At 67.4% G+C, this 19405-nt stretch carries 18 protein-coding genes and 1 pseudogene; 18 read left to right on the top strand and 1 reads right to left on the bottom strand.

Annotated elements, in window-relative coordinates; translation table 11 throughout:
• Positions 1-3: 3 nt before the first annotated feature.
• The 15 genes from ACSFB7_RS30860 to ACSFB7_RS30790 all read left to right on the top strand — a co-directional run bounded on the left by ACSFB7_RS30860 (position 4) and on the right by ACSFB7_RS30790 (position 16196).
• The gene (locus ACSFB7_RS30860) at positions 4-393 is read left to right on the top strand and encodes a DUF4280 domain-containing protein (protein WP_435476140.1); all 390 of its coding nucleotides are present in this window, start codon (positions 4-6) and stop codon (positions 391-393) included.
• 19 nt (positions 394-412) lie between these two features.
• Positions 413-637: a hypothetical protein gene (locus tag ACSFB7_RS30855; RefSeq protein WP_435476139.1), complete on the top strand. Its 225-nt coding sequence runs from the start codon at positions 413-415 to the stop codon at positions 635-637.
• Positions 634-1656: an ABC transporter substrate-binding protein gene (locus ACSFB7_RS30850; RefSeq protein ID WP_435476138.1), complete on the top strand. Its 1023-nt coding sequence runs from the start codon at positions 634-636 to the stop codon at positions 1654-1656. The genes ACSFB7_RS30855 and ACSFB7_RS30850 overlap by 4 nt, the downstream gene beginning before the upstream one ends.
• Before the next feature lie 25 nt (positions 1657-1681).
• Complete coding sequence (locus ACSFB7_RS30845; protein WP_435476137.1) at positions 1682-2956, top strand: dicarboxylate/amino acid:cation symporter; 1275 nt, start codon at positions 1682-1684, stop codon at positions 2954-2956.
• A 9-nt stretch (positions 2957-2965) separates the two neighbouring features.
• Positions 2966-3682 carry a cysteate racemase gene (cuyB, locus tag ACSFB7_RS30840; protein ID WP_435476136.1) on the top strand — a complete coding sequence of 239 codons (717 nt, stop codon included), beginning with the start codon at positions 2966-2968 and terminating at the stop codon, positions 3680-3682.
• On the top strand, positions 3670-5163 hold the full coding sequence (locus tag ACSFB7_RS30835) for a dicarboxylate/amino acid:cation symporter (RefSeq protein ID WP_435476135.1): 1494 nt from the start codon (positions 3670-3672) through the stop codon (positions 5161-5163). The genes cuyB and ACSFB7_RS30835 overlap by 13 nt, the downstream gene beginning before the upstream one ends.
• Before the next feature lie 8 nt (positions 5164-5171).
• Positions 5172-5630, top strand: a complete 459-nt coding sequence (locus ACSFB7_RS30830) for a hypothetical protein (RefSeq protein ID WP_435476134.1) — start codon at positions 5172-5174, stop codon at positions 5628-5630.
• Between the two features lie 57 nt (positions 5631-5687).
• On the top strand, positions 5688-7028 hold the full coding sequence (tssK, locus tag ACSFB7_RS30825; protein ID WP_435476133.1) for a type VI secretion system baseplate subunit TssK: 1341 nt from the start codon (positions 5688-5690) through the stop codon (positions 7026-7028).
• Positions 7029-7051: 23 nt separating this feature from the next.
• Positions 7052-7813 carry a DotU family type IV/VI secretion system protein gene (locus ACSFB7_RS30820; RefSeq protein WP_435476132.1) on the top strand — a complete coding sequence of 254 codons (762 nt, stop codon included), beginning with the start codon at positions 7052-7054 and terminating at the stop codon, positions 7811-7813.
• Between the two features lie 31 nt (positions 7814-7844).
• Positions 7845-11927: a type VI secretion protein IcmF/TssM N-terminal domain-containing protein gene (locus tag ACSFB7_RS30815; RefSeq protein ID WP_435476131.1), complete on the top strand. Its 4083-nt coding sequence runs from the start codon at positions 7845-7847 to the stop codon at positions 11925-11927.
• Positions 11912-13123, top strand: coding sequence for a type VI secretion system protein TssA (gene tssA / locus ACSFB7_RS30810; RefSeq protein WP_435476130.1), 1212 nt, complete (start codon positions 11912-11914; stop codon positions 13121-13123). Before ACSFB7_RS30815 ends, tssA begins: the two co-directional genes overlap by 16 nt.
• Entirely contained in the window at positions 13120-13353 is a 234-nt protein-coding gene (locus ACSFB7_RS30805) for a hypothetical protein (RefSeq protein ID WP_435476129.1), read from the top strand. The genes tssA and ACSFB7_RS30805 overlap by 4 nt, the downstream gene beginning before the upstream one ends.
• Positions 13354-13417: 64 nt before the next feature.
• A complete protein-coding gene (locus ACSFB7_RS30800) occupies positions 13418-15496 on the top strand; it encodes an eCIS core domain-containing protein (protein ID WP_435476128.1) in 2079 nt (692 codons plus the stop codon).
• A gap of 151 nt (positions 15497-15647) precedes the next feature.
• Positions 15648-15917 (top strand): tripartite tricarboxylate transporter substrate-binding protein, encoded by a 270-nt coding sequence (locus ACSFB7_RS30795; protein ID WP_435476127.1) that lies wholly within the window; start codon positions 15648-15650, stop codon positions 15915-15917.
• A 99-nt stretch (positions 15918-16016) separates the two neighbouring features.
• Positions 16017-16196, top strand: coding sequence for a hypothetical protein (locus ACSFB7_RS30790; protein ID WP_435476126.1), 180 nt, complete (start codon positions 16017-16019; stop codon positions 16194-16196).
• 432 nt (positions 16197-16628) lie between these two features.
• Here the strand turns inward: ACSFB7_RS30790 and ACSFB7_RS30785 are convergent.
• Positions 16629-17540: pseudogene (locus tag ACSFB7_RS30785) on the bottom strand (LysR family transcriptional regulator); the annotation flags it as partial.
• Positions 17541-17608: 68 nt separating this feature from the next.
• Between ACSFB7_RS30785 and ACSFB7_RS30780 the strand changes: the two are divergent.
• Genes ACSFB7_RS30780 through ACSFB7_RS30770 form a run of 3 tightly spaced genes read left to right on the top strand, consistent with a single transcriptional unit; the run spans position 17609 to position 19292 of the window.
• Positions 17609-18385 carry an SDR family oxidoreductase gene (locus ACSFB7_RS30780; RefSeq protein WP_124458231.1) on the top strand — a complete coding sequence of 259 codons (777 nt, stop codon included), beginning with the start codon at positions 17609-17611 and terminating at the stop codon, positions 18383-18385.
• Complete coding sequence (locus ACSFB7_RS30775; protein WP_435476125.1) at positions 18378-18776, top strand: GlcG/HbpS family heme-binding protein; 399 nt, start codon at positions 18378-18380, stop codon at positions 18774-18776. Before ACSFB7_RS30780 ends, ACSFB7_RS30775 begins: the two co-directional genes overlap by 8 nt.
• A gap of 30 nt (positions 18777-18806) precedes the next feature.
• Positions 18807-19292, top strand: coding sequence for a hypothetical protein (locus ACSFB7_RS30770; protein WP_435476124.1), 486 nt, complete (start codon positions 18807-18809; stop codon positions 19290-19292).
• Positions 19293-19405: the final 113 nt, after the last annotated feature.

Raw genomic sequence — 19405 nt, 5'->3', positions numbered from 1 at the left:
GGCATGGGCTTGCACGTCTGCATGGGGGCCACGCTGCAGTGCAGCTTCGGCGCCGCACCTTCGAGCCTCGTGGTGCTGCCCGTCAGCGGCGTGATGGCCGGCAGCCTGCCGGCCGCCACCGTGATGGACAACAAGCCGATGGCGAACATCCTGCCCTTCGGCATGTGCAGCAGCATGGCGAACCCCACGGTGGCCGCGGCCACGGCCGCCGCGCTCGGCGTGTTGACGCCGATGCCGTGTGTGCCCGTGACGGTCGCGCCCTGGGCGCCCGGCTCTCCCACCGTGCTGGTCGGCAACCTGCCCTGCCTGCAAGACAGCTCGAAGCTCATGTGCAACTGGGCCGGCGTGATCCAGGTCGTCGCACCCGGGCAGTTCACTTCAATGATTCCCTGACCCGAGCCATCGCCCCGCCATGTCGCAATACGTTTTCACGATGACCTCCCGGATGGTCGCCATCACCGTCACCTGCCTGGTGCTGTTGTGCGTGCTTCTCTTCGTGATGGGTGTCGAGATCGGCAAGCTGCTGGCGCCTGTTGCGCCTGTGGCTCCAGCCGTGGCGGCGCCGGCCGTCGCCCCGCCGGCGCCATCGCCATCCACGCCCGCCGCCGCCCCAACGCCCCCTGCCTCCACCCCATGAACACACAGACCCACCGCACGACGAACGACCGGCGCCACTCGGGCATGCACAGTGCGCTGCGGCGACTCGCCCTTCCCGCCTTCCTTGCACTGGCCGCGCTGTGCGCGGGCGGCATCGCCCATGCCGCGGGCGAACGGCCGATGGCGCAGGGCGTGCTCACCGCGCCCGCTGCACCCGCCACGCCGGCCCCCCTTCTTCCCGCCGTGCAAGCCGACCCCGCGCCAGCCCCGCCCGCGGTCCCCACGACCGTGAACGGACTCGTGCGCGTGCCCGACGGCCGGCTGCTCGCACCCGACATCGCGCGCATCGTGACCCGGGGCGAACTCGTGGTGGCGATGCTCAAGGTCGACACGCCGCCGTTCTTCTTCTTCGACGACAGCGGCCAATGGACCGGACTCGAAGTAGGCCTGGCCCAGTCGCTGGCCAAGGAACTGGGCGTCAAGCTGCGCTTCAACCGCGACGCGGGTACCTTCAACGCGGTGGTCGACCTGTTGGCCAGCGGCCAGGCGGACCTGGCCATCAGCAAGCTCTCGCGCACGCTGGCGCGCACGCAGACCATTGCCTTCAGCGACGCCTACCTCACGCTCAACCATTCGCTGATCCTCAACCGCGTGAAGTTCGCGCAGCTCTCGCACGGGCGGCCGCTGCCGGAAGTCATCCGCACCTTCAGCGGCAGCATCGGCGTCATCGCCAAGTCGTCCTTCGCGGACTACGCGCGCACCAACTTCCCGCACGCCAAGGTCCAGGAGTTCGCCACCTGGAACGACGTGCTGGTGGCCTTGCACAAGGGCGACATCGTGAGCGCCTACCGCGACGAGTTCGAGGTCAAGCGCGTGCTCAAGGCCGACCCCACGGTGTCGCTCGTGCTGCGCACCGTCACCCTCAAGGACCTGGAGGACACGCTGGGCATCGGCGTGGCCGTGACCGATCCGACGCTGCTGGCCTACGTCAACCAGTTCCTGGCCCAGCGCACCGAGAAGCTGGACATCCACAAGGTCCTGCAGGCGCTCGAGCGCTGAACCGGACGGCACACGCCCCATCGCCATGAATTTCACCAAGCTCTACGCCTTCGTCCTCAACCCCTGGGTCGTGATCACCTGCCTGGCGGCCGGCGTGGCCTTCGGCATGCTCGCGCCCGCGCTCGCGGTGAGCCTGGGCTTCGTCGGCGACATCTATGTCGACCTGCTGAAGATGATCACGCTGCCCTTCATGGTCTCGGCCGTGATCTTCAGCCTGCAGCGGCTGTTCCGCGATGGCGGCACGGCCAGCCTGCTCGGCCGCGTGGCCCTTGTGTTCCTCGCGTTCTCGGCCTTCGTGGCCATCGCGGGCGCCGTCACCCTGCTGGTCCTGCGCCCCGGCGAGAACCTGCCGAGCAGCACCATGCAGACCTTCGGCCAGATCGTCGGCGGCGACCTGAGCGCCAGCGACACGGCGATGAACCTGCGCGGCGTGGACGAGGTCAAGAAGACCGCGAGCTTTGCCGACCTGCTCGTGAGCCTGGTGCCCGCGAACATCTTTTCGGCGCTGGCCAATGGCGACACGCTCAAGACGCTGGTCTTCGCATTGCTCTTCGGCCTGGCGGTGGGCCATGTGCCCACGCGCATCTCCGACGGCCTGACGCAGGCGCTGGAGACGGTCTACCACGCCTGCCAGACGCTCATGCGCTGGCTGAGCTTTCCGCTGCCCGTGGTGCTGTTCTGCATGAGCGCCGCGCAACTGGGCAAGACCGGCATCGAGCCGCTGCGCGCCATGGGGCAATTCGTGCTGGCATTCCTGGTGGTCTCGCTCATCCTGCTGGCGGTGGCGGCCGCCATCATCTGGAAGCGCTCCAACGGCACGCTGGGCCAGACGCTCAATGCACTGCGCGGGCCTTTCGCACTGGCGCTGGCCACGCGCAGCAGCGCGACCTGCATGCCCATCATGATCGAGAGCCTGGTGACGCGCCTGGGCTTCGCGCGCTCGCGGGTGGAGCTGCTGGTGCCGCTCACGGTGTCGCTGTTGCGCATCGGGCCGGTGGTGTACTACGTCTGCGCCACGATGTTCATTGCCCAGATCTACGGGCGCTCGCTGTCGCCGGTCGAGATCGGCATCGTGCTCACCTCCTCGGTGCTCGCGGGCTTCGCTTCCGCCGGGATGACCGGGCTGGTCACGGTCTCCCTGGTCGGCATGACCTGCGCCTACCTGGGCCTGCCCTTCGAGGCCGCGTTCATCCTCTTCCTGGCGGTGGACCCGGTGTGCGACATGCTGCGCACGCTGGTGCTGGTCATCGGCAACACCGCCGCCGTCGCCGTGGTCTGCCCGCGACCGCTCAAGATCTAGGAGCCGCGCATGTCACGCATCGGCGTTCTCGGCGGCATGGGTCCATCGGCCACGGTGGACTTCATGGACAAGATCATCCAGCTCACACCGGCCGCATGCGACCAGGAGCACCTGCCAGTGATCGTGGCCAGCCTGCCGCACGTGCCCGACCGCTCCAGCGCGATCCTGGGCACGGGCGCGGACCCGCTTCCCGCGCTGCTCGCCAGCGTCGACGTGCTCAACCGGATCGGCGTGGGCGTGGTCGCGATTCCCTGCAACTCGTCGCACCACTGGTACCTGCAGATCGCGGCCCGCAGCCATGCGCCGGTGATCCACATCGCGCAGTCCTGCGTTGCCGCGGTGGCCGCGACGCCGCAGGCCAGGGTGGCGGTGCTGGCCACGCGCGGCGCGCTGGCCTCGGGCTTCTACCAGGCGGCGCTGAGCGAGCGCGGCATCGATTTCTTCGTGCCCGACGGCAGCACCGGCCAGGACCACGTGGATGCCTGCATCCGCGCCGTGAAGGCGGGCGACGTGCCGGCGGGCACGGCCGCGTTCGAGCGTGCCCTCGCGGCCCTCGCCGCGACCGGCGCCACGGCGGTGATCATGGGTTGCACCGAAATCCCGATTGCCGCGCGCGCCGCCGCGCCCACGCCGCTCGCGCTGGTCGACAGCTCGCTGGAGCTGGCGCGCGCCACGGTGGCCTTCGCGCTCGCCAAGGGATGGAACAGGCCGGCATGGATTTCCTGACGCGCATGTCCCACAGCCTGTTCGCCCTGCTGCTGTGCATGGCGGCCGGCGGCCTCGCGGGCGTCTATGCGCCCGCGCTGGGGAACGTGGCGTACGTCGCGGCGCAGGTCTACCTGTCGATCGTGAGCATGGCGGCCATTCCGCTGCTCGTGGTCGCCACCTTCTTCGGTCTGCGCCAGACCATGGCGCTGCCCTTTCCGGGGCGGCGCATCCTCATGATCGCGGGCCTGGCGCTGCTGCTGGTGCTGTCCTGCGCGGGCACCGGGCTGGCCCTGGGCTGGGTCAACGGGCCCGGCGCGCAGCTGGACAGCGAATCGCGCGCCCACCTCGGCGAGCTGGTGCAGCAGGCCGGTGGCGGCGGTGGCGACATCGAGATGCGGCTCTGGGAAGAAGACGACGGCACACCCGCAGCGGATACGCAGCGCACCCGCGCCAGCTTCCTGCCCGACAACTTCTTTCGTGTGCTGGCCGAGGGGCGTTCGCTGGGCATCCTGTCGTGCGCGCTGCTGTTCGGGCTGGCCTTCGCCGCGCTCGCCCGCGCGCAGAACAATGCACTGAACCATCTGTTCGAGGGCGTCTACCGCACGCTGGAACTCATCATCGCGCGCGCCAACATCCTGTTGCCCGTGGTGGCCTTCGGCATGGCCGCGCATGTGCTCTCGCAGACCGATGTTGCAACGATCCGCGCCATGAGTGGCTTCCTGCTGCACTTCGTCGTGCTGGTCTTGCTGCTCGCCGGCGCCGCCATCGCGGTGATCCACCGGCGCGGAAACCAGCCGCTGGCCGAAGTGCTGCAGCACCTGAAGACGCCGATGCTCGTGAGCCTGGTGTCGTCGAGCACGACCGCCAGCATTCCCCACACCATCGAGGCCATGAGCGCGCGCCTGGGCTTCAGCCGCGGCATCGTGGAGCTGGTGGTGCCGACGGCCTCGGTCTTCCTGCGCGCGGGTTCGGCCTTGTACTACGTGCTGCTCGCGCTCTTCGTGGCGAACCTGTACGACCGCTCGCTCAGCGCGGCCGACATCGGCATGGTCGGCATGGGCGCCGCGCTGGCGGCCTTCGCCTCGGCCGGCAACAGCAGCCTGACCAACGTGGGCTATGCCGGCATCGTGCTGTCGCTGCTCCAGTTGCCCGTCGAGGCGGCGCTGGCGCTGTTTCTGGCCATCGACCTGATCTGCGAAGGCCCGCGCAACCTGCTGACGCTGCTGGCCACCTGCGTGCTGATCGCCATCGTTTCGGCCGGCCTGCCGTCCGAGCGCGTGGCGGCGCCAGAAGCGGCCGCGCCGCCCGCACAGCCGCTGCGCCTGGTGCTCACGCGCGCCCACGTCGCGCTGCTGGCCGGCGGCGGCGTGCTGGCCGCCCTCCTGATCATGCTGATGGGCGTTGCCGTGGGCGCGCGGCAGGCGCTGCTGCAGCCCATGCATCCCACCTACCCCGCGGCCCTGTCCCCCTCAGGCCCGCCCCCCGGAGTTTCGCGATGAATCGGAAGATGGTCTTGAAAGGAGCCGGCGCCCTGCTGCTGCTCGTGCAGTTCGCGGGCTGCGGGCTCATGAACCCCAAGGGCACGCGCGTGGACTGGAGCGAGCTGACCCTGTCGGCCGCGCCCGGCGCCAACCAGAACAGCCCGGTGGCGGTCGACCTTGTGATGGTGCTCGACGACGCCATGCTCGGGCGGCTGGCCGAACTTCCCGCGGCCAAGTGGTTCGGCGCGCGCACCGACCTGCAGAAGACCTTTCCGCAGAGCCTGACGTACCGCTCCTGGGAGCTGGTGCCGGGCCAGACGATCCGCGTGCCCGCCAGCAGCCTCGGCGCGCCGCGCGTGACGGCCGTTTTCGTCTACGCCAACTACGCGACGCCGGGTGCCAACCGGATGCGCGTGGATGACCTCAAGGGCGCCGTCACCGCCCGCTTCGACATCCAGAACTTCGACGTGTCCACCGCACGATGAGCAACCCCGGACACCCCGTGAAAAACCAACGCCACCTTCCCTGCGCAGGAGCCCGCCATGTCTGACATGTCTAGGACCGCGCCCATCACCGACCGCATCGAGTGGCATGAAGGCATGCTGCTGTCGCCGCAGCACTTCCAGCAGTCCGCCGCGCGCATGGATTCGCTCGTGGCCTGGCAGACGCTGGCCGCCGCGCCATTCAGCTGGGGCGTGCGCCGCCTGGTGTTCGACCACGGCCTGCTGCCCGCCGGCCTTCTGCGCGTGCTGGCACTCGAGGCGATCCTGCCGGACGGCACGGCCGTCCAGTATTCGGCGGCCAAGCCCGAGCACGGTGTGCTGGAGCTGTCGCTCGCACCGCATGCCGCGCAACTGGCCGGCGAGCCGCTCGACATCTACCTGACCCTGCCGGTCGCGGCGCCCACGCGGCATCGCTCGGCCACCTTGCGCTTTCGCTCGGTGGCCGGCGAGCCGGTGGAAGACATGGTGTCCGACGCGGAGCCCGCGAGCATTGCGCGCCTGCTGCCCCGGCTGGCGCTCAGCGCGGGCGCGGTGCCTGCCGGCACGCACGTGCACCTGCGCATCGGCAACGTGTTCAAGGACAACGAGGTCGTGAAGCTCGGCGACGTGCAGCCGCCGCTGCTGGAGGTGGCGCGCGACAACCCGTTGTGGACCGCTGCGGCCGCCCTGCTCGGCCAGCTGCGCGGCAAGGCGGCCTTCGTCGCGAAGCAGACCGCCGTGCCCTCGTCGCGCGTGGACGACCGGCTGGCGCATCTCGAACTCAAGGACCGCCTGCGCAGCCTGCTGTCGGGCCTGCCGCATGCCGAAGCCGTGCTGCGCACGCCGCATCTGCATCCGCTGGCGCTGTATTGGGCGCTGTGCGCCCTGCTCTCGTCGCTGAGCCTGTTGCGCCCCGGCGGCCTGCCGCCGGTTCCGTCGGACTACGACCATGCCGATCCCTCGCGGGTCTTCACGCCGCTGCTGCTGGCGCTACGCGATGCCGTGTCCGAGGTGAGCCAGGAGTACCGCGAGCACAAGTTCGAGTTCCGCCAGGGCGCCTTCGAGACCACGCTGCAGCCGCGCTGGCTCGCCGGCACGCGCCTCGTGATCGGCCTGCGCGGCCAGTCGGACAAGGACCTGCTGGCCTGGATGGACAGCGCCATCGTGGGCGCGCAGTCGGCCTACCCCTCGCTGCGCGAGCGCCGCGTGCTGGGCGCGGTGCGCACGCCCATCGATGCCGCCGACGAACTCGGCGTGCGGCCTGGCTCGGGCTACCTGCTCTATGCCATCCAGACCAGCGCCGCGCTGACGGTGCCAGGCGAACGCCTGGTCATCGCCAATGCGAACGAAGGCGCGACCGCGCAGCCACCACAGGAAATCGTGCTCTTCGTCAAAGAGTGACGCACCTGAGAACCCGCTCCACCATGGCACGCAACCTCCCCGACCTCGCGGTCGACGACCACATCACCAAGCAGTTCCGCGCCTTCTACGACGAGATCGTGAAGGCCCGCGACCGCACCGCGGACTCCCGCGAAACCGACCCCGATGCCGTGGCCCACGCGCTCGCGCGGCATCTGGAAAACCTGCTCGAGCTGCAATCGCTGGAGTCGCGCCGCGAGAGCACGCGCTTCGAGCTGGAGAACGTGGCGGACGCGCGCTACCTCAAGGCCGCGCTTGCCGACGAGATCCTGCTGCACACGCCGTGGATCGGGCGCGAATGCTGGACGGCGCACCTGCTGGAGTCGTCCCTGTTTCGCACCAACATCGCCGGCGACCTTGTCTTCAGCCGTATCGAGGAACTGCTGTCCGCGCGCGAACCTTCGCGCCGCGACCTGGCGCGGCTGTACCTCTTCGCGCTGGCCCTGGGCTTCCAGGGCAAGTACCGCGGCACCGGCGAAGACGGGCGCCTGCGCGGCTACCGCGAAGAGCTGTTCCAGTTCGTCTACCAGCGCCAGGCCGATTTTTCGGGCCGCGACCGCGTGGTCTCGGAGCGCGCCTACACCAGCACGCTCTCGCACATCGCACCGCGCAAGCTGCCCACGCTGAGCCGCTGGAGCGTGCTGTTCCTGCTGGGCGCGGCCACGCTGCTGGCCGTCTCCGAGCTGCTGTGGCTGTGGCAATCGTGGCCGGTGCGCCAGGTGCTGCAGCCCGGCGCCGTCGATGCATCGGGAGCGTGGCAGCGATGACTTTCTTTCGCCGTCCAACGAAGGCGCAGCCATGCTGACGGACCAACTGTTCCTCATCTCCATCGCGGTGCTGACCGTCGTCGTGCTGCTCGTGCTGGGCATGGTGCTGTATTTCGCGGCCCGCCGCTCGCACGCCAAGCCGTCCAGCGACCCGAAGGTCGCGCGCATCCGCTTCGACTCGCTGCGCAGTTCGTTCCGCCAGGCGGTGGAACTCATCGAGGGCAACATCGCTTCGCGCGCCGACCGCTACGGCATCCCGTGGATCATGGTGCTCAACGAAGGCGACGACCATCGCCAGTTGCCCATCGAGCAGTCGGGCGTGGCCAGTGCGCTGAGCACCGAGTCGGCCTCGGCCGCGGCCACGCAGGGCATCTCGTGGCATTTCTTCGATCGCGGGGTGGTCATCGACATCCAGGGCGCTTACCTCGGCTCGCCCGATGACGATGACGCGTCCGAAAAACCCTGGGACGAGTTCCTGGGCATGTGCCGGGCCTACCGGCCGCAGCGCCCCTTCGACTCGGTGGTCATCACCATTCCCGCGGCGCTGCTGCTGGACGACAGCATCGATGGCCGGCTCGAACTCTCCAAGCGCGCCAAGCTCGCGCACCGGCGCCTGTGGCTTGCGCAGAACCGCTTTGCGATGCGCTTCGCGGTGTATGTGCTGGTCACCGGGGCCGAGCAGCTCGAAGGCTTCAGCGCCTTCGCGCGCGCGCTGCCCGAGCCGCTGCGCGCCAGCATGCTCGGCTGGTCTTCGCCCTACGACCTGTCGACCACCTACCAGCCGGGCTGGGTCGACGAAGCCGTGGGCACGGTGGTGCGCTCGGTTTCCGATGTGTCGGCCGAACTCTTCGCCACCGAGACCGCGCCGCAGGGCGCCGGCGCGCAGTTGCTGCTGCCCTCTCGCATCGAAGCGTTGCGGGGCCAGTTGCAGCTGTACGTCGACGAGCTGATGCGCCCGAGCGCCTACCACGAGCCCTTCTTCTTTCGTGGCATCTACCTGACCGGCGACAGCGGCGAATCGGCGCAGGCGGTCGCCACGATCGATGCGCAGCAGGACGTCTACGGCCGGCAGGAGCCCGGCAGCAACGACCTGATCGCGCAGCTCATGCGCCAGCCGGCCTTTCTGCGCGACCTGTTCGAGAAGAAGATCTTCCTGGAGTACGGCCTCACGCGGCCCTCGCGCACCCAGACGCTGGCGCGGCCGGTACTGCACCGCGCGCTGCGCTGGACCGCGCTCATCTTCCTCGGCGGCTGGGGCATCGGCCTGCTGGTGGCGACCTGGCAACTGCACCGGCACAACGGTGCGCTGGTGGCGGCGCTCTCGCAACTGCAGCACGACGCGCAATACCGCATGCGCGCACTGCAGCGCGGCGAAACGGTGCCCGCAGCCTGGTACCGCAACAAGGCGCTGTCGCTGCTGGCAATGAACGAACGGCTGCGCACCGACGGCACGCACTCCTTCTTCATGCCGGGCTCATGGCAACCCTTCGACGACCTGAACGAACGCGTGATCGAGCGCATCGAGCGCGAGTTCGGCGACATCGCCGTGGGCACGCTGCGGCGCGAGCTGCTGGGCCGCGTGAGCCAGCTCAGCGGCGTGGCGCAGGACGAGGCCACGGGCGAATTCATCATCGGCGCGAACTGCAGCGTGCCGCCCAGCTTCAAGACCATCGGCGATGCGCCGCGCAAGAACGGCCTGCTGGTGGAAGACCAGCCCGAGTTCGGTGCGCTGCAGCGCTACCTCGGATCGGTCGACCAGCTCGATGCCGCGCTGCAGGCGGTCGAGCGCCTGCGCCAGCCCGCCGCCAGCAACGCGGAAGACCTGCGCGTGGCCGTGCGCTACGCGCTGGGCGCCGAGCTGCCCGCCGACCTGAGCCGCAACCTGCGCTACTTCCGGCAGGCCGCCGGGGGCAGCGCGCTGTCGATTCCGCTCGCGCCCGTGCAGGCCGTGTTGCGCTGCGCGCTGGGCAAGGGCACGGCCCAGCTCGATGCGCGCCTTTTCACCAACAACGAGCTGCTGGTGTCCGAGCAGGTGCTGGCGCGGCTGTCGCCGACGCTCGCGGGGTCCGACACCTTTGCCCGGACCCTGTCGGGCTACCGCGAAGTGATCGCCGCGATCAAGGACCAGGAAGACCTCGTGGCCTCCGGCAAGGGCGGCTGGATGCGGCAGCCGACGCTGATGCTCGGCACCGCCTACGAGCGCACCCTGGCGCGCATCGAGCAGAACCGCCTGCTGGGCCAGGAGACGGCCGAGCCGCTGCGTGGCCGCGCCCAGGACGCCTTCCAGAAGTTCCGCGCCGAGTTCAACCTGCGCTTGGGCGGTGCGCAGCCGGGCGTGGTCTGGCAGGAAAAGGAAGGACGCTTCGCGCTCGCGCCGGAACGCGTCGCGCTGCGCGATGCACTCACCGCGCTGCTGGCGCAGCCCTTCATGGCCGCCGCGCGCGACCGCGAGCTTTCCGGGGCCGGCACCCGTTCGCTGGCCACTTGGGACCTGTCCCGGCTCGACCAGGCGCTGGTGCTCGGCGACGTCCGCAAGCGCTACATGAGCGAAGGCATGCTGGCTTTTCCGTCATCGGTTCGCCCCGGCATCGAGGGCGCGCTGAACGCGCATTTCGCGCAGTTGGTGGTCGACCAGGTGGCCGAGGCCGCGACAGGAGCGGTGGGTGTGGCCGATGGCCCGCGCGCCTCGTTCGCTTCGGCGGCAACCGACACCCAGGCCGGCGCCTACGAAGCGTCGCGCCAACGCCTTGCCAAGGTGCAGGCGCTGCTCGTCGAACTGGGCGCCGCGGCCCGTGCCGAGGACCTGCGCGCGCTGGTCTCGCGCGATGCACTGCAGCGCCTCGAAGCAGTGGACGAAACCTTCAGCCACTCGGAGCTGTATGCGATGCGCGGGCGCGACTTCCAGGACTGGCGCGGCGAACGCGGCCCCATGCTCGTGGCCTTCGGCGTCTCCGACACGGCCTCGCTCGCGGCCTACCTGGGCCAGCAGTTCGCCCGCGTGGAAACGCTGGGCAAGCTCGCCGACGGCTACACCGCGGCGCTCGACGGCGCGGGTGCGGGCTCGGTGCTCGCACAGCGCTGGCAGGCCATCAATCGCGACCTGGAACGCTACCGACTGAAGAACCCCAACAGCAGCCTGCTGCTGCTCGAACAGTTCCTGGGCACGACCGGCGCCGAGATCGACCGCGAGACCTGCGCCGCCAAGCTCGCCGGCAAGGCGCCGGCAACTCGGGTCGACGACTACTTCGCCGAGCGCCATGCGCAGATCTACGGCGCCCTGCTCGCACGCTGCTTCGAGCTGCACTTCAGCGACCAGCAGGAGGTGTGGACGCAGTTCTCGGCACGCTTCAACCGCTCGCTGGCCGGCCGGGCTCCCTTCGGCGCCGCGACGGGCCGCGCCTTCGACGTGGCCGACCCCGCCGACGTGAACGACCTCTTGAGGGCTTTCGATCCGCTCGCGCGTTCGCTCAAGGACAACCGCGCGGAAAGCAATGCCCGAAGCGTTGCGTTGCCGGGCCAGGCGGCGCGGCGCTTCGCGGAACAGTTCGGGCGTGCGCGCGACTTCCTCGGCCCGCTCTTTCCCACGGAGGAAGGCGCGGCACCCGGCTTCGACCTGAGCGTGGACTTCCGCGTGAACACCGCCGCCGAGATCGAGGGCAGCAAGATCATCGACTGGTCCTTCGAGATCGGCGACCAGGTGCTGCGGTTGCGCGATGCGCCGCGCACCCTGCGCTGGGAGTACGGCATGCCGGTGGCGCTGGTGCTGCGCATCGCGAAGGACTCACCGCTCGTCGCGCGCGCCGATGCGCAACAGCCCGCGCTGCTGACCGACGGCCAGACCGTGACCTACCGCTTCACCGATCCGTGGGCCCTGCTCACGCTGGCGCAGCGCCAGCGCGAAGCCGAGTCTTCGCAGCGCCCGGACGGCCGCTCGCAGTTGCTGCGGTTCGAGTTTCCGCTCGTGGCCCAGTCGGCCGGCGACGCCGCACAGGCGCCAGCCGGCGGGCGGGCACGCGTCTATCTGCGCATCGCGGCCAGCCCGGCGGGCAAGAAGACGGCCCTGCTCTGGCCCGGCGCATTCCCGGCGCGTGCGCCCGAATGGAACCATCCCTGATGGACATGCACTTTCCCCCTGTGGCACCGGAGGGCTTCGCCCCCGGCCTCGATGCCTTTCTTCTTCCGCTCGACGACGCGCAGGGGCCCGCGGGCCCTTCGCTGCGCTACGACCCGGTGTACGCCCGCATCCGCGATGCCCGTTCGGAGGACGACGCCAGCCTGCCCATGGGCGAATGGACGCGCACGCTCAAGAAGGCCGACTGGCGCGCGGCCGAAATTCTGTGCACCGAGGTGCTGCAGCAACGCAGCAAGGACCTGCAGGTGGCCCTGTGGCTCACCGAAGCCTGGGTGCACCTTCATGCGCTCGACGGACTGGCCGCCGGCGCCCGGCTGCTCGAAGCGTTGGCCCGCAACTTCTGGGACAGCGCGCATCCGCGCATCGAAGACGGCGATGCCGAGGTGCGCGCAGCCACCTTCGTCTGGGCCAACGACACGCTTGCGCAGGCCTTGCTGCTGCATGTGCCGCTGGTGCCATGGCCCGCATCGGCACAGCCCTTCATCAACCTGTGCGACTGGCAGCGCGCCGTCACGACCGAGTTCGGCACGGGCGCCGCGCGCGCCAGGGCCACCGCATCGGACGACGAATCGACCGCACCCGGCATTTCGCGGCAGGACATCCTCGACCAGGCGGGCCATCACCTGCGCGCGCTCACGGCGCTCGACGAACGCTTCACGCGGGCCTGCGCCGCCTGGGCGTCGCTGGAAGCGCTGCTGGACGAACGCCTGGGTGCCGACGCGCCCAGCCTCTCCAAGGTGACGGACATGCTCGCCCGGCTTCGCCAGGCCGTGCGCAGCCTGCTCCAGGGGCGCGATCCCCGCGACCAGGAACAAGCAGCCGCGCGTGCCGAACCGCCGGCGGATGCGTTCGCGTACGCATCGCCTCTTTCTTCAACACCCGTGCACGACCCCATGAACGAAGAACCACCGGACTCTTCTTCGCAGGCGCTCCCGCAGGCCGTGGCAAGCAGCCGCATCGGCAGCCGCGCCGAGGCCTATCGCCTGCTCGAACTGGCGGCCGCCTATCTGCAGCGCGAAGAGCCGCACAGCCCGACGCCCTACCTCGTCAACCGCGCGGTGACCTGGGGGCGGATGCCCTTGCCGGAACTGATGCGGGAAGTGCTGCGCGAAGAAGGCGACCTCAACCGCTACTTCTCGATGCTGGGCATTGAGGCCGAACCGGATCGAACGCCATGAGCATCGCCATCGCGCCCATACCCGACCCGTGGCAGGAATTCCTCGCGGCCCACTATGCGTTGAAGGCCAAGCGTGCGGCGTTCGACAGCTGGATCGACTCGGTGGTCATGTGCGATTCGTTCGACTGGCCCCTTTTCCGGCTCGTTGTTTCCGAGCTGGATGCCTCGCACCGATTGACCATCGAGAAGTACGCATCCCTTCTTCAGCGGCTTGATCCCGGCAGGCCTTGAAATCCGTTCCGTTCCCGGATCCTTTTTGGTTCGGGTGTCATCCATTCATGAAGGCTAGAACACCATGCAAGCCATTCCGTCCCTGTTCGATTTCGACCAGCTTTTCGATCTGCAGAATCTGCAGCAGCGCCTTCGGAGTTCGAAACACGTGGTGCTGCGCACGCACGCGGCGCTGAAGGATTTCGTAGGAGCTGCGATGATCAATCGACATAAGTACTCGTTCGCTCCTGACCCCAACAGGCCCCCGACACACCTGGCTCGGCGCACCCTAATTGCTCAGTTGTTCGTCACCAACAAGGCAGGTCAATTTGTCGGGCGTGGCATCAGTGAGCGAAGTGCCAATCCGCATTCATCTCAGGTGCTCGATTCTCTTCGTTGGACCGATCGCGCGCGGGAGGCTCAAGAGACGAAACCGTCTAGCAACATTTCGGAAGTTCATCGCGCGCGCGACCGGTCAAGGGAAATTCAGCACCGGTTCGGGGTCGATTTTTCGGGCACCGCCATTCGGCGTTCTGCGCTGCCGTCTTGCTTGGGCATGTGGGGCTTGGCCGCCGGGCGCGATGTTCTACTCGCGCACGACGCGCCTTCCGTCGCGACACGCGAGGGCCTGCGGCTTCTAGCGCACGAACTAGCGCACACGCTCCAGCACCGAATCCTTGCCGCGCCACCCGAGCGGGCTGTCCTGCTCGAAGATCCCGAACTGGAGGCCGGGGCCGATCGTTTTGCGGACGCGGTCGTAGCAACGCTTTGCGATGGCGTCGCCCCCGACTTTTCCGCCGTGCCATCGGCCCCCGGACCGGCGCCGTTGTCGAAGGGCTTGTTTCTGCAGGCCGCTTTCCGACACAAGTTCGAGTTCATCCCAGCGGCGCACGTGCCTGCCAAGTGGGCGTTTCTCGTCGCGAAGATCGCCAGCATCTTCGACACGTACGCGCGCGAGAAGCACGAGCTAGCCACCGCGGACTACCAGGCGATGCAGAATGCACTGGCACTGGCCGCGGGCGGAAACGCGCATCCCATTCTTCACGCGTATGAAAAGGCGCACCTGCAGCACGGCAAGGACTGGCACGACCTCGCCGACCAGCTGCTCAAGCGATGCGCCGGACAAATCCAGTTCAGCGAAGATCCTTCGTCCGTCAATTTGATGCGCTCCGATTCCATCCGGATTTTGGCGCGCTACTCTACGGAACACGGCGTCCAGAACACGCTCGTCGTGCTCGGTTCAGTCAATTTCGGACGTTTCCGGTTTCGGCCGATTGCCGCTCAACCCGCCGGCGCTTGGTCGACCGTCGTCGAGCGCATCGCCGAACCCGGAAAGCACTATATCTACGCTCCGACGACGGACACCTACGTTAGGCGCTTTGTCGCTCGCGGCCTCAACCAGTTGGACGCCCTCAACCTCGACCTCGACCTCGACCTTCAGGCGTTCCATGCAGGCAACGCCCAGGAGCGCGAAATTTACTCGCTCGGCCAGACATCGCGCCATAACGTGCCTGCAGGAGCCGCCCTCCTGACGTCCCAGCAACTTCTAAGCCATACGCGCGGTTGGAAGAAGCGCTACATCTCCACGGGCGTATCGAACCGGCCGGCGTTGTCGACCCGGGGAGCTCCATTTTCCAGTGTGTTCGGCGCCATCACCATCGATCTTGCGATGGTCGACCCATTGACCATCTTCCCACTGAATTCCCATCTCGCTGCCGAACGACTGCTGGGCGGTGACGTGACGGCGCTCAAGGTTGTCAACGCGCGTGCGGCTCAGCCTGCTGACGCTCGGACGTTAGGGGACGAAGAGTTCCTGGCGATGCGGGACGTTCTTCGCACGCGGGAACTTGTCATCGCCGGCGCGGTCCCGCATGCTGCGGTCCACGCCCGGCGCCAAGTGGGTGTAGTGCTGGGAATCGCCGGCCAAAGCGGACCCCGGGGCGATCACCCGGTGGATGCTAATCCCGCCGTCGGATGGCCGGCGAGCAACGAACGGCTCGCCTATCCGTGGAAGCGCCCCGGCGGTCCAGGTGGCACTGGGTGGCGGTTCTTCGCCTATGCCAGTCCTGCCCTCGCCGATACAGCGGCCCAGAGCCTTCCTCCCGGCGTCGAACGGCACATCTTCGGCACGTACGTGCCCGTTTATCCACCAGGAACCAACTGATGATTCAAGGACTTGACCCTAAAGCAGACCGACAGGGTCGCTTGGCCGTGGACCCAGAGGGCAGGTACATCAAAGAATTCATTCGGAAGCTCGTTGACGAAAGCGCCTGAGGCCCAATCGTCGGCGTAGCGGTCTGTCAGCGAACCTCGTGGTGCGTCACGACCACTGTCGATCCAGCGAACGGTTCCGAAAGCTTGTCTCGCAGCCAGGCACGCTGCGCCTGAAGACGCCGCAGCCCGTGGTGGAGCGCCTGCAGGCCGAGGTCGCGAAGATCATGGTGTCGCCCGAACTGAAGGACCGGCTGGAGAAGCTCGGCGCCGAACCCTTCACCATGCCCATGGCGCAGTTCAACAAGTTCATCGCCGACGAAACCGCGAAGGCACAGCAGGTGGTCAAAGCCGCAGCCATCAAGGTGGACTGATCGGAAGAGGAGGTTGCGGAAACAGCCTTCATCGTTCGCAGCGGCGCAACCCTCGCGAGCCATGGGAAGGGGCCTCGCTGCCGTATCTACACGAGGCGGATGTCATCGAAGATGATTGCGAAAACCTTCCCTCGATTCAAGGAGCGGCTTGATCAGGTGGCCGCCACGATATCGGGTGGAGAACAGCAGATGTTGGTCATCGCTCGCGCCCTGGTGCCCAAGCCGAAGATGGTTTCTAGACGAGCCTTCCGGGAGGATCATTTCGGCGCTGGTCGATGAGATGGTCGAGTCATCCTTCTCATCGAACAGAACATCGGCTTGACGCTCATGACTTCAAGCCAAGCCTACATTCTTGAGCAAGGCGAACTAGGGCTGCGCTGATCAAGTCCCCTGTTGGCATGCGATCTGCATCTGCGTTTGCATGAAGCAACAGACCCTTGCCATGGCCGCCGACGAGAACGCGCAGTACGAGAAGTACCGCAAGCCGACAACAGGCGATAAAGCAAGGGGAAGCGATTAGGCAGCATCCGTCGACTCATGATGCGCCAGCGGCTCCGCGTCTGCGAGTACTGAACTTGTACTCGCGCTTCGGCAGATATTCAGGTTGTTTTTCTGCATTTCGGAATGTTCAATAGCGCCGTAAGCTATTGTCAGAAAAAGGAATTTCAATGATTCTGTCTGCTCACTCTGAACGTCGTTCTGGAGCGCCTCGCGAAGCATCGCGATCAGCGCGCGCAACGCGCTGGAGACATGCCTGTGGCCTGGGTAGTAAAGGCACAGGCCGGGATACGCCGGGCACCACGCCTCCAGCACACGCTCAAGTCGCCCGTCGCCCAGCGCGCTGGCAGCGAGGTGATCGGGCACGAAGGCGATGCCGATGCCGTCGATGGCTGCATCGACCATCAAGGGCTGATCAGTGAGGGTGAGCGGACCGTTGACGTTGACGGTCTCGGCGCTTCCGTGGCGCTCGAACTCCCAGCGATAGATCGCACCGCTGTCGAAGCGAAAGCGGATGCAGTCATGGACATGCAGATCCTGCGGCACGGCAGGACGGCCGCGTGCCGCCAGATAGCCGGGCGAAGCCACTGCGGCGAAACGCACCGGCGCGCCCACGCGGATCGACACCATGTCCTGCGGGACGGCCTCCGCCAGCCGGATGCCTGCATCGAAACCGTGGGCCACGATGTCGCTGAGCTTCCCGTCGCACACGATGTCCAGGTGCACCTGCGGGTGCTCGCGCAGAAAGCGCGCCAGCACCGGTTGCAGCACCAGACGGATCGCGCCTTCGCTGGCGTTGATCCGCACGGTGCCACTGGGGATGCCACCCATGTTGTCGATCTCCTGCAGAGCGTCGACTACCGACGACAGCGCCGGTCTCAGTGTTGCCGCCAGTCGCTCCCCCGCATCTGTCAGTGACACGCTGCGCGTTGTCCTGTTGAGAAGCCTGACAGACAGGCGCTGCTCCAGCGCCTTGATGGAATGGCTCACCGCCGATGCAGTGATACCGAGTTCCTTGCCTGCTGCGCGAAAACTGGCGTGCGCAGCGACGGCGAGGAACACATTCAGGGAGAGCAGGTCACAGCCCTTGAATTGATGAATGGGATTCATCGGAACAACAAGCATTGATGGGATTGTCTTGATATTACGGTCTTCCTAGACTGAATGCACGATTCACTCACAGGTACTCATCCATGTCCCAGAAGATCTTGATTACGGGCGCAAGCTCGGGTTTTGGCCGCGGTACGGCCATCGAACTGGCGCGCCTTGGCCACAAGGTGGTGGCCGGCGCCGAAACATGGCCACAGGTTCGCGACCTGCGTGCCGATGCGGCCAAAGCGGGCGTCGAGTTGGAGGTGATCAAACTCAACCTGCTCGACAAGATCGACATCGCTCACGCGGGGTCCTTCGATCCTGACGTGCTGGTGCTCAATGCCGGCGTCATGGAGGGCGGGCCCATCACCGACATCCCGATGCAGCGGGCGCGCGAGTCGTTCGACATCAATGTGTTCGGGCATCTTGAGCTGGTCCAGGCCATCGTGCCCAAGATGGTGGCCCGTCGATCGGGCAAGGTCGTGTGGACCTCGTCCATGGGCGGCATCCTGGTGGTGCCGTTCCTTGGCATCTACTGCGCGACCAAGCATGCCATCGAGGCCATCGCGGGCTCGATGAAGGTCGAGCTCGCGCCCTTCGGCGTCAAGGTGGCCACCGTCAATCCGGGCGCCTTCCTCACCGGGTTCAACGACACGGGCGTGGAGAGCCATGTCCAGTGGTACGACCCCAAGACCGCGGTCGTTCCAATGCCGGATTTCACCGAGGGCCTGGCCAACCAGGCAGACCCGCAGGAAATGATCGACGCGATGGTCGAGATCATCCCCGCCAAGGAACACCTGTATCGCACGATGCGCCCGCTCGCGACGATCGACGTGGCCAAGCAATGGCAAGAGACGGAGTGGACCCAGAATGCCTGACGTCTCCATCGACGATGCGCATCGCATCGTGGCCCGCGGCCGCCAGGCGGCGAAGGACACCGGCCTCAACGCGGTGTTTGCGATTCTGGATCGCGGAGCGAACCTGGTGACCTTCTCACGCATGGATGACGCACGGCTCGCGTCAAATGAATTGGCCATGGCCAAGGCCCGTGCGTCGGTGATGTTCCGCATGCCCAGCGAGTCACTGAACGCGCCGCTGCAAGTGGGGGTCCCGGCACCGCACTTCGATCACGTCCATGCAGGGGGTCTGCTGTTGATGGGCGGCGGCTTGCCGATCTTCGACGCAGGCGGCGCGCTGATCGGAGCGCTCGGGGTTTCCGGTGGAACACCTGATCAGGACGCAGCCCTCGCCAGGGCAGCCTTGGCCTGAGGCGCGATGCAACGACTCCCCTCCCCTGACATGCGGATGAACATGGCCGAAGCCTATTTCCATGCGGAGCGATGGGGAGGCCTGACGTTCGTCATCGTCGGGGTGGTGGCGATCGCCGTGGCCGCATGGAGCTGGCGCCATGGCGCCTTCTGGCGTGGTGCGGCCGGGCCGCTTGTCCTGGCGGCGCTGGTCCAGATGGGTGTCGGCGGCTCGGTCTGGTTGCGCAGCCCGCAAGACCTTGCGCGCGTGCAGCACATCGTTGCGAATGAGCGGGTACGCCTGGGCATTGAAGAGATGCCTCGCATGCAGGTCGTCATGAACGAGTTTGCAAGGAATCGCCGGATCGAGTTCGCGCTCGCCGTGGCGGGGATCCTGCTCGTCATGCTGGCGCCGAAGAGCTCCGCCTGGCAAGGCGCGGGAACGGGCCTTGCGGTCCAGGCGGCAGTGATCTTCGTTCTCGATGGCAGTGCCGAACGGCGGGCTGCCAGCTACCTCTTCTGGCTGCAGTCGCTCTGAACCTGGACAGACACCGCCAGGCACCGCCGGTGCTTTCAGGAATCCGTTGATCAAGGCAGGCCGTCACAGGCTTCCTGGCTCGGACTTTCGACAGTCCGGGTCAGTTCGTGTGC

The organism is Variovorax raffinosi, from assembly GCF_051216615.1.
In the GTDB taxonomy this organism is placed as follows: domain Bacteria; phylum Pseudomonadota; class Gammaproteobacteria; order Burkholderiales; family Burkholderiaceae_C; genus Variovorax.
The sequence above is the reverse complement of the archived record's forward strand: the minus strand, read 5'-3'. Positions and strand labels throughout refer to the sequence as shown.

Coding starts and splice junctions, on each gene's coding strand:
- tssA (WP_435476130.1), top strand. CDS start 11,912: ATGGAACCATCCCTGATGGACATGCACTTTCCCCCTGTGGCACCGGAG.
- ACSFB7_RS30815 (WP_435476131.1), top strand. CDS start 7,845: ATGCTGACGGACCAACTGTTCCTCATCTCCATCGCGGTGCTGACCGTC.
- ACSFB7_RS30830 (WP_435476134.1), top strand. CDS start 5,172: ATGGTCTTGAAAGGAGCCGGCGCCCTGCTGCTGCTCGTGCAGTTCGCG.
- ACSFB7_RS30835 (WP_435476135.1), top strand. CDS start 3,670: ATGGATTTCCTGACGCGCATGTCCCACAGCCTGTTCGCCCTGCTGCTG.
- cuyB (WP_435476136.1), top strand. CDS start 2,966: ATGTCACGCATCGGCGTTCTCGGCGGCATGGGTCCATCGGCCACGGTG.
- ACSFB7_RS30855 (WP_435476139.1), top strand. CDS start 413: ATGTCGCAATACGTTTTCACGATGACCTCCCGGATGGTCGCCATCACC.
- ACSFB7_RS30775 (WP_435476125.1), top strand. CDS start 18,378: ATGCCTGACGTCTCCATCGACGATGCGCATCGCATCGTGGCCCGCGGC.
- ACSFB7_RS30860 (WP_435476140.1), top strand. CDS start 4: ATGGGCTTGCACGTCTGCATGGGGGCCACGCTGCAGTGCAGCTTCGGC.
- ACSFB7_RS30770 (WP_435476124.1), top strand. CDS start 18,807: ATGCGGATGAACATGGCCGAAGCCTATTTCCATGCGGAGCGATGGGGA.
- ACSFB7_RS30850 (WP_435476138.1), top strand. CDS start 634: ATGAACACACAGACCCACCGCACGACGAACGACCGGCGCCACTCGGGC.
- ACSFB7_RS30805 (WP_435476129.1), top strand. CDS start 13,120: ATGAGCATCGCCATCGCGCCCATACCCGACCCGTGGCAGGAATTCCTC.
- ACSFB7_RS30790 (WP_435476126.1), top strand. CDS start 16,017: ATGTCATCGAAGATGATTGCGAAAACCTTCCCTCGATTCAAGGAGCGG.
- ACSFB7_RS30845 (WP_435476137.1), top strand. CDS start 1,682: ATGAATTTCACCAAGCTCTACGCCTTCGTCCTCAACCCCTGGGTCGTG.
- tssK (WP_435476133.1), top strand. CDS start 5,688: ATGTCTGACATGTCTAGGACCGCGCCCATCACCGACCGCATCGAGTGG.
- ACSFB7_RS30800 (WP_435476128.1), top strand. CDS start 13,418: ATGCAAGCCATTCCGTCCCTGTTCGATTTCGACCAGCTTTTCGATCTG.
- ACSFB7_RS30820 (WP_435476132.1), top strand. CDS start 7,052: ATGGCACGCAACCTCCCCGACCTCGCGGTCGACGACCACATCACCAAG.
- ACSFB7_RS30780 (WP_124458231.1), top strand. CDS start 17,609: ATGTCCCAGAAGATCTTGATTACGGGCGCAAGCTCGGGTTTTGGCCGC.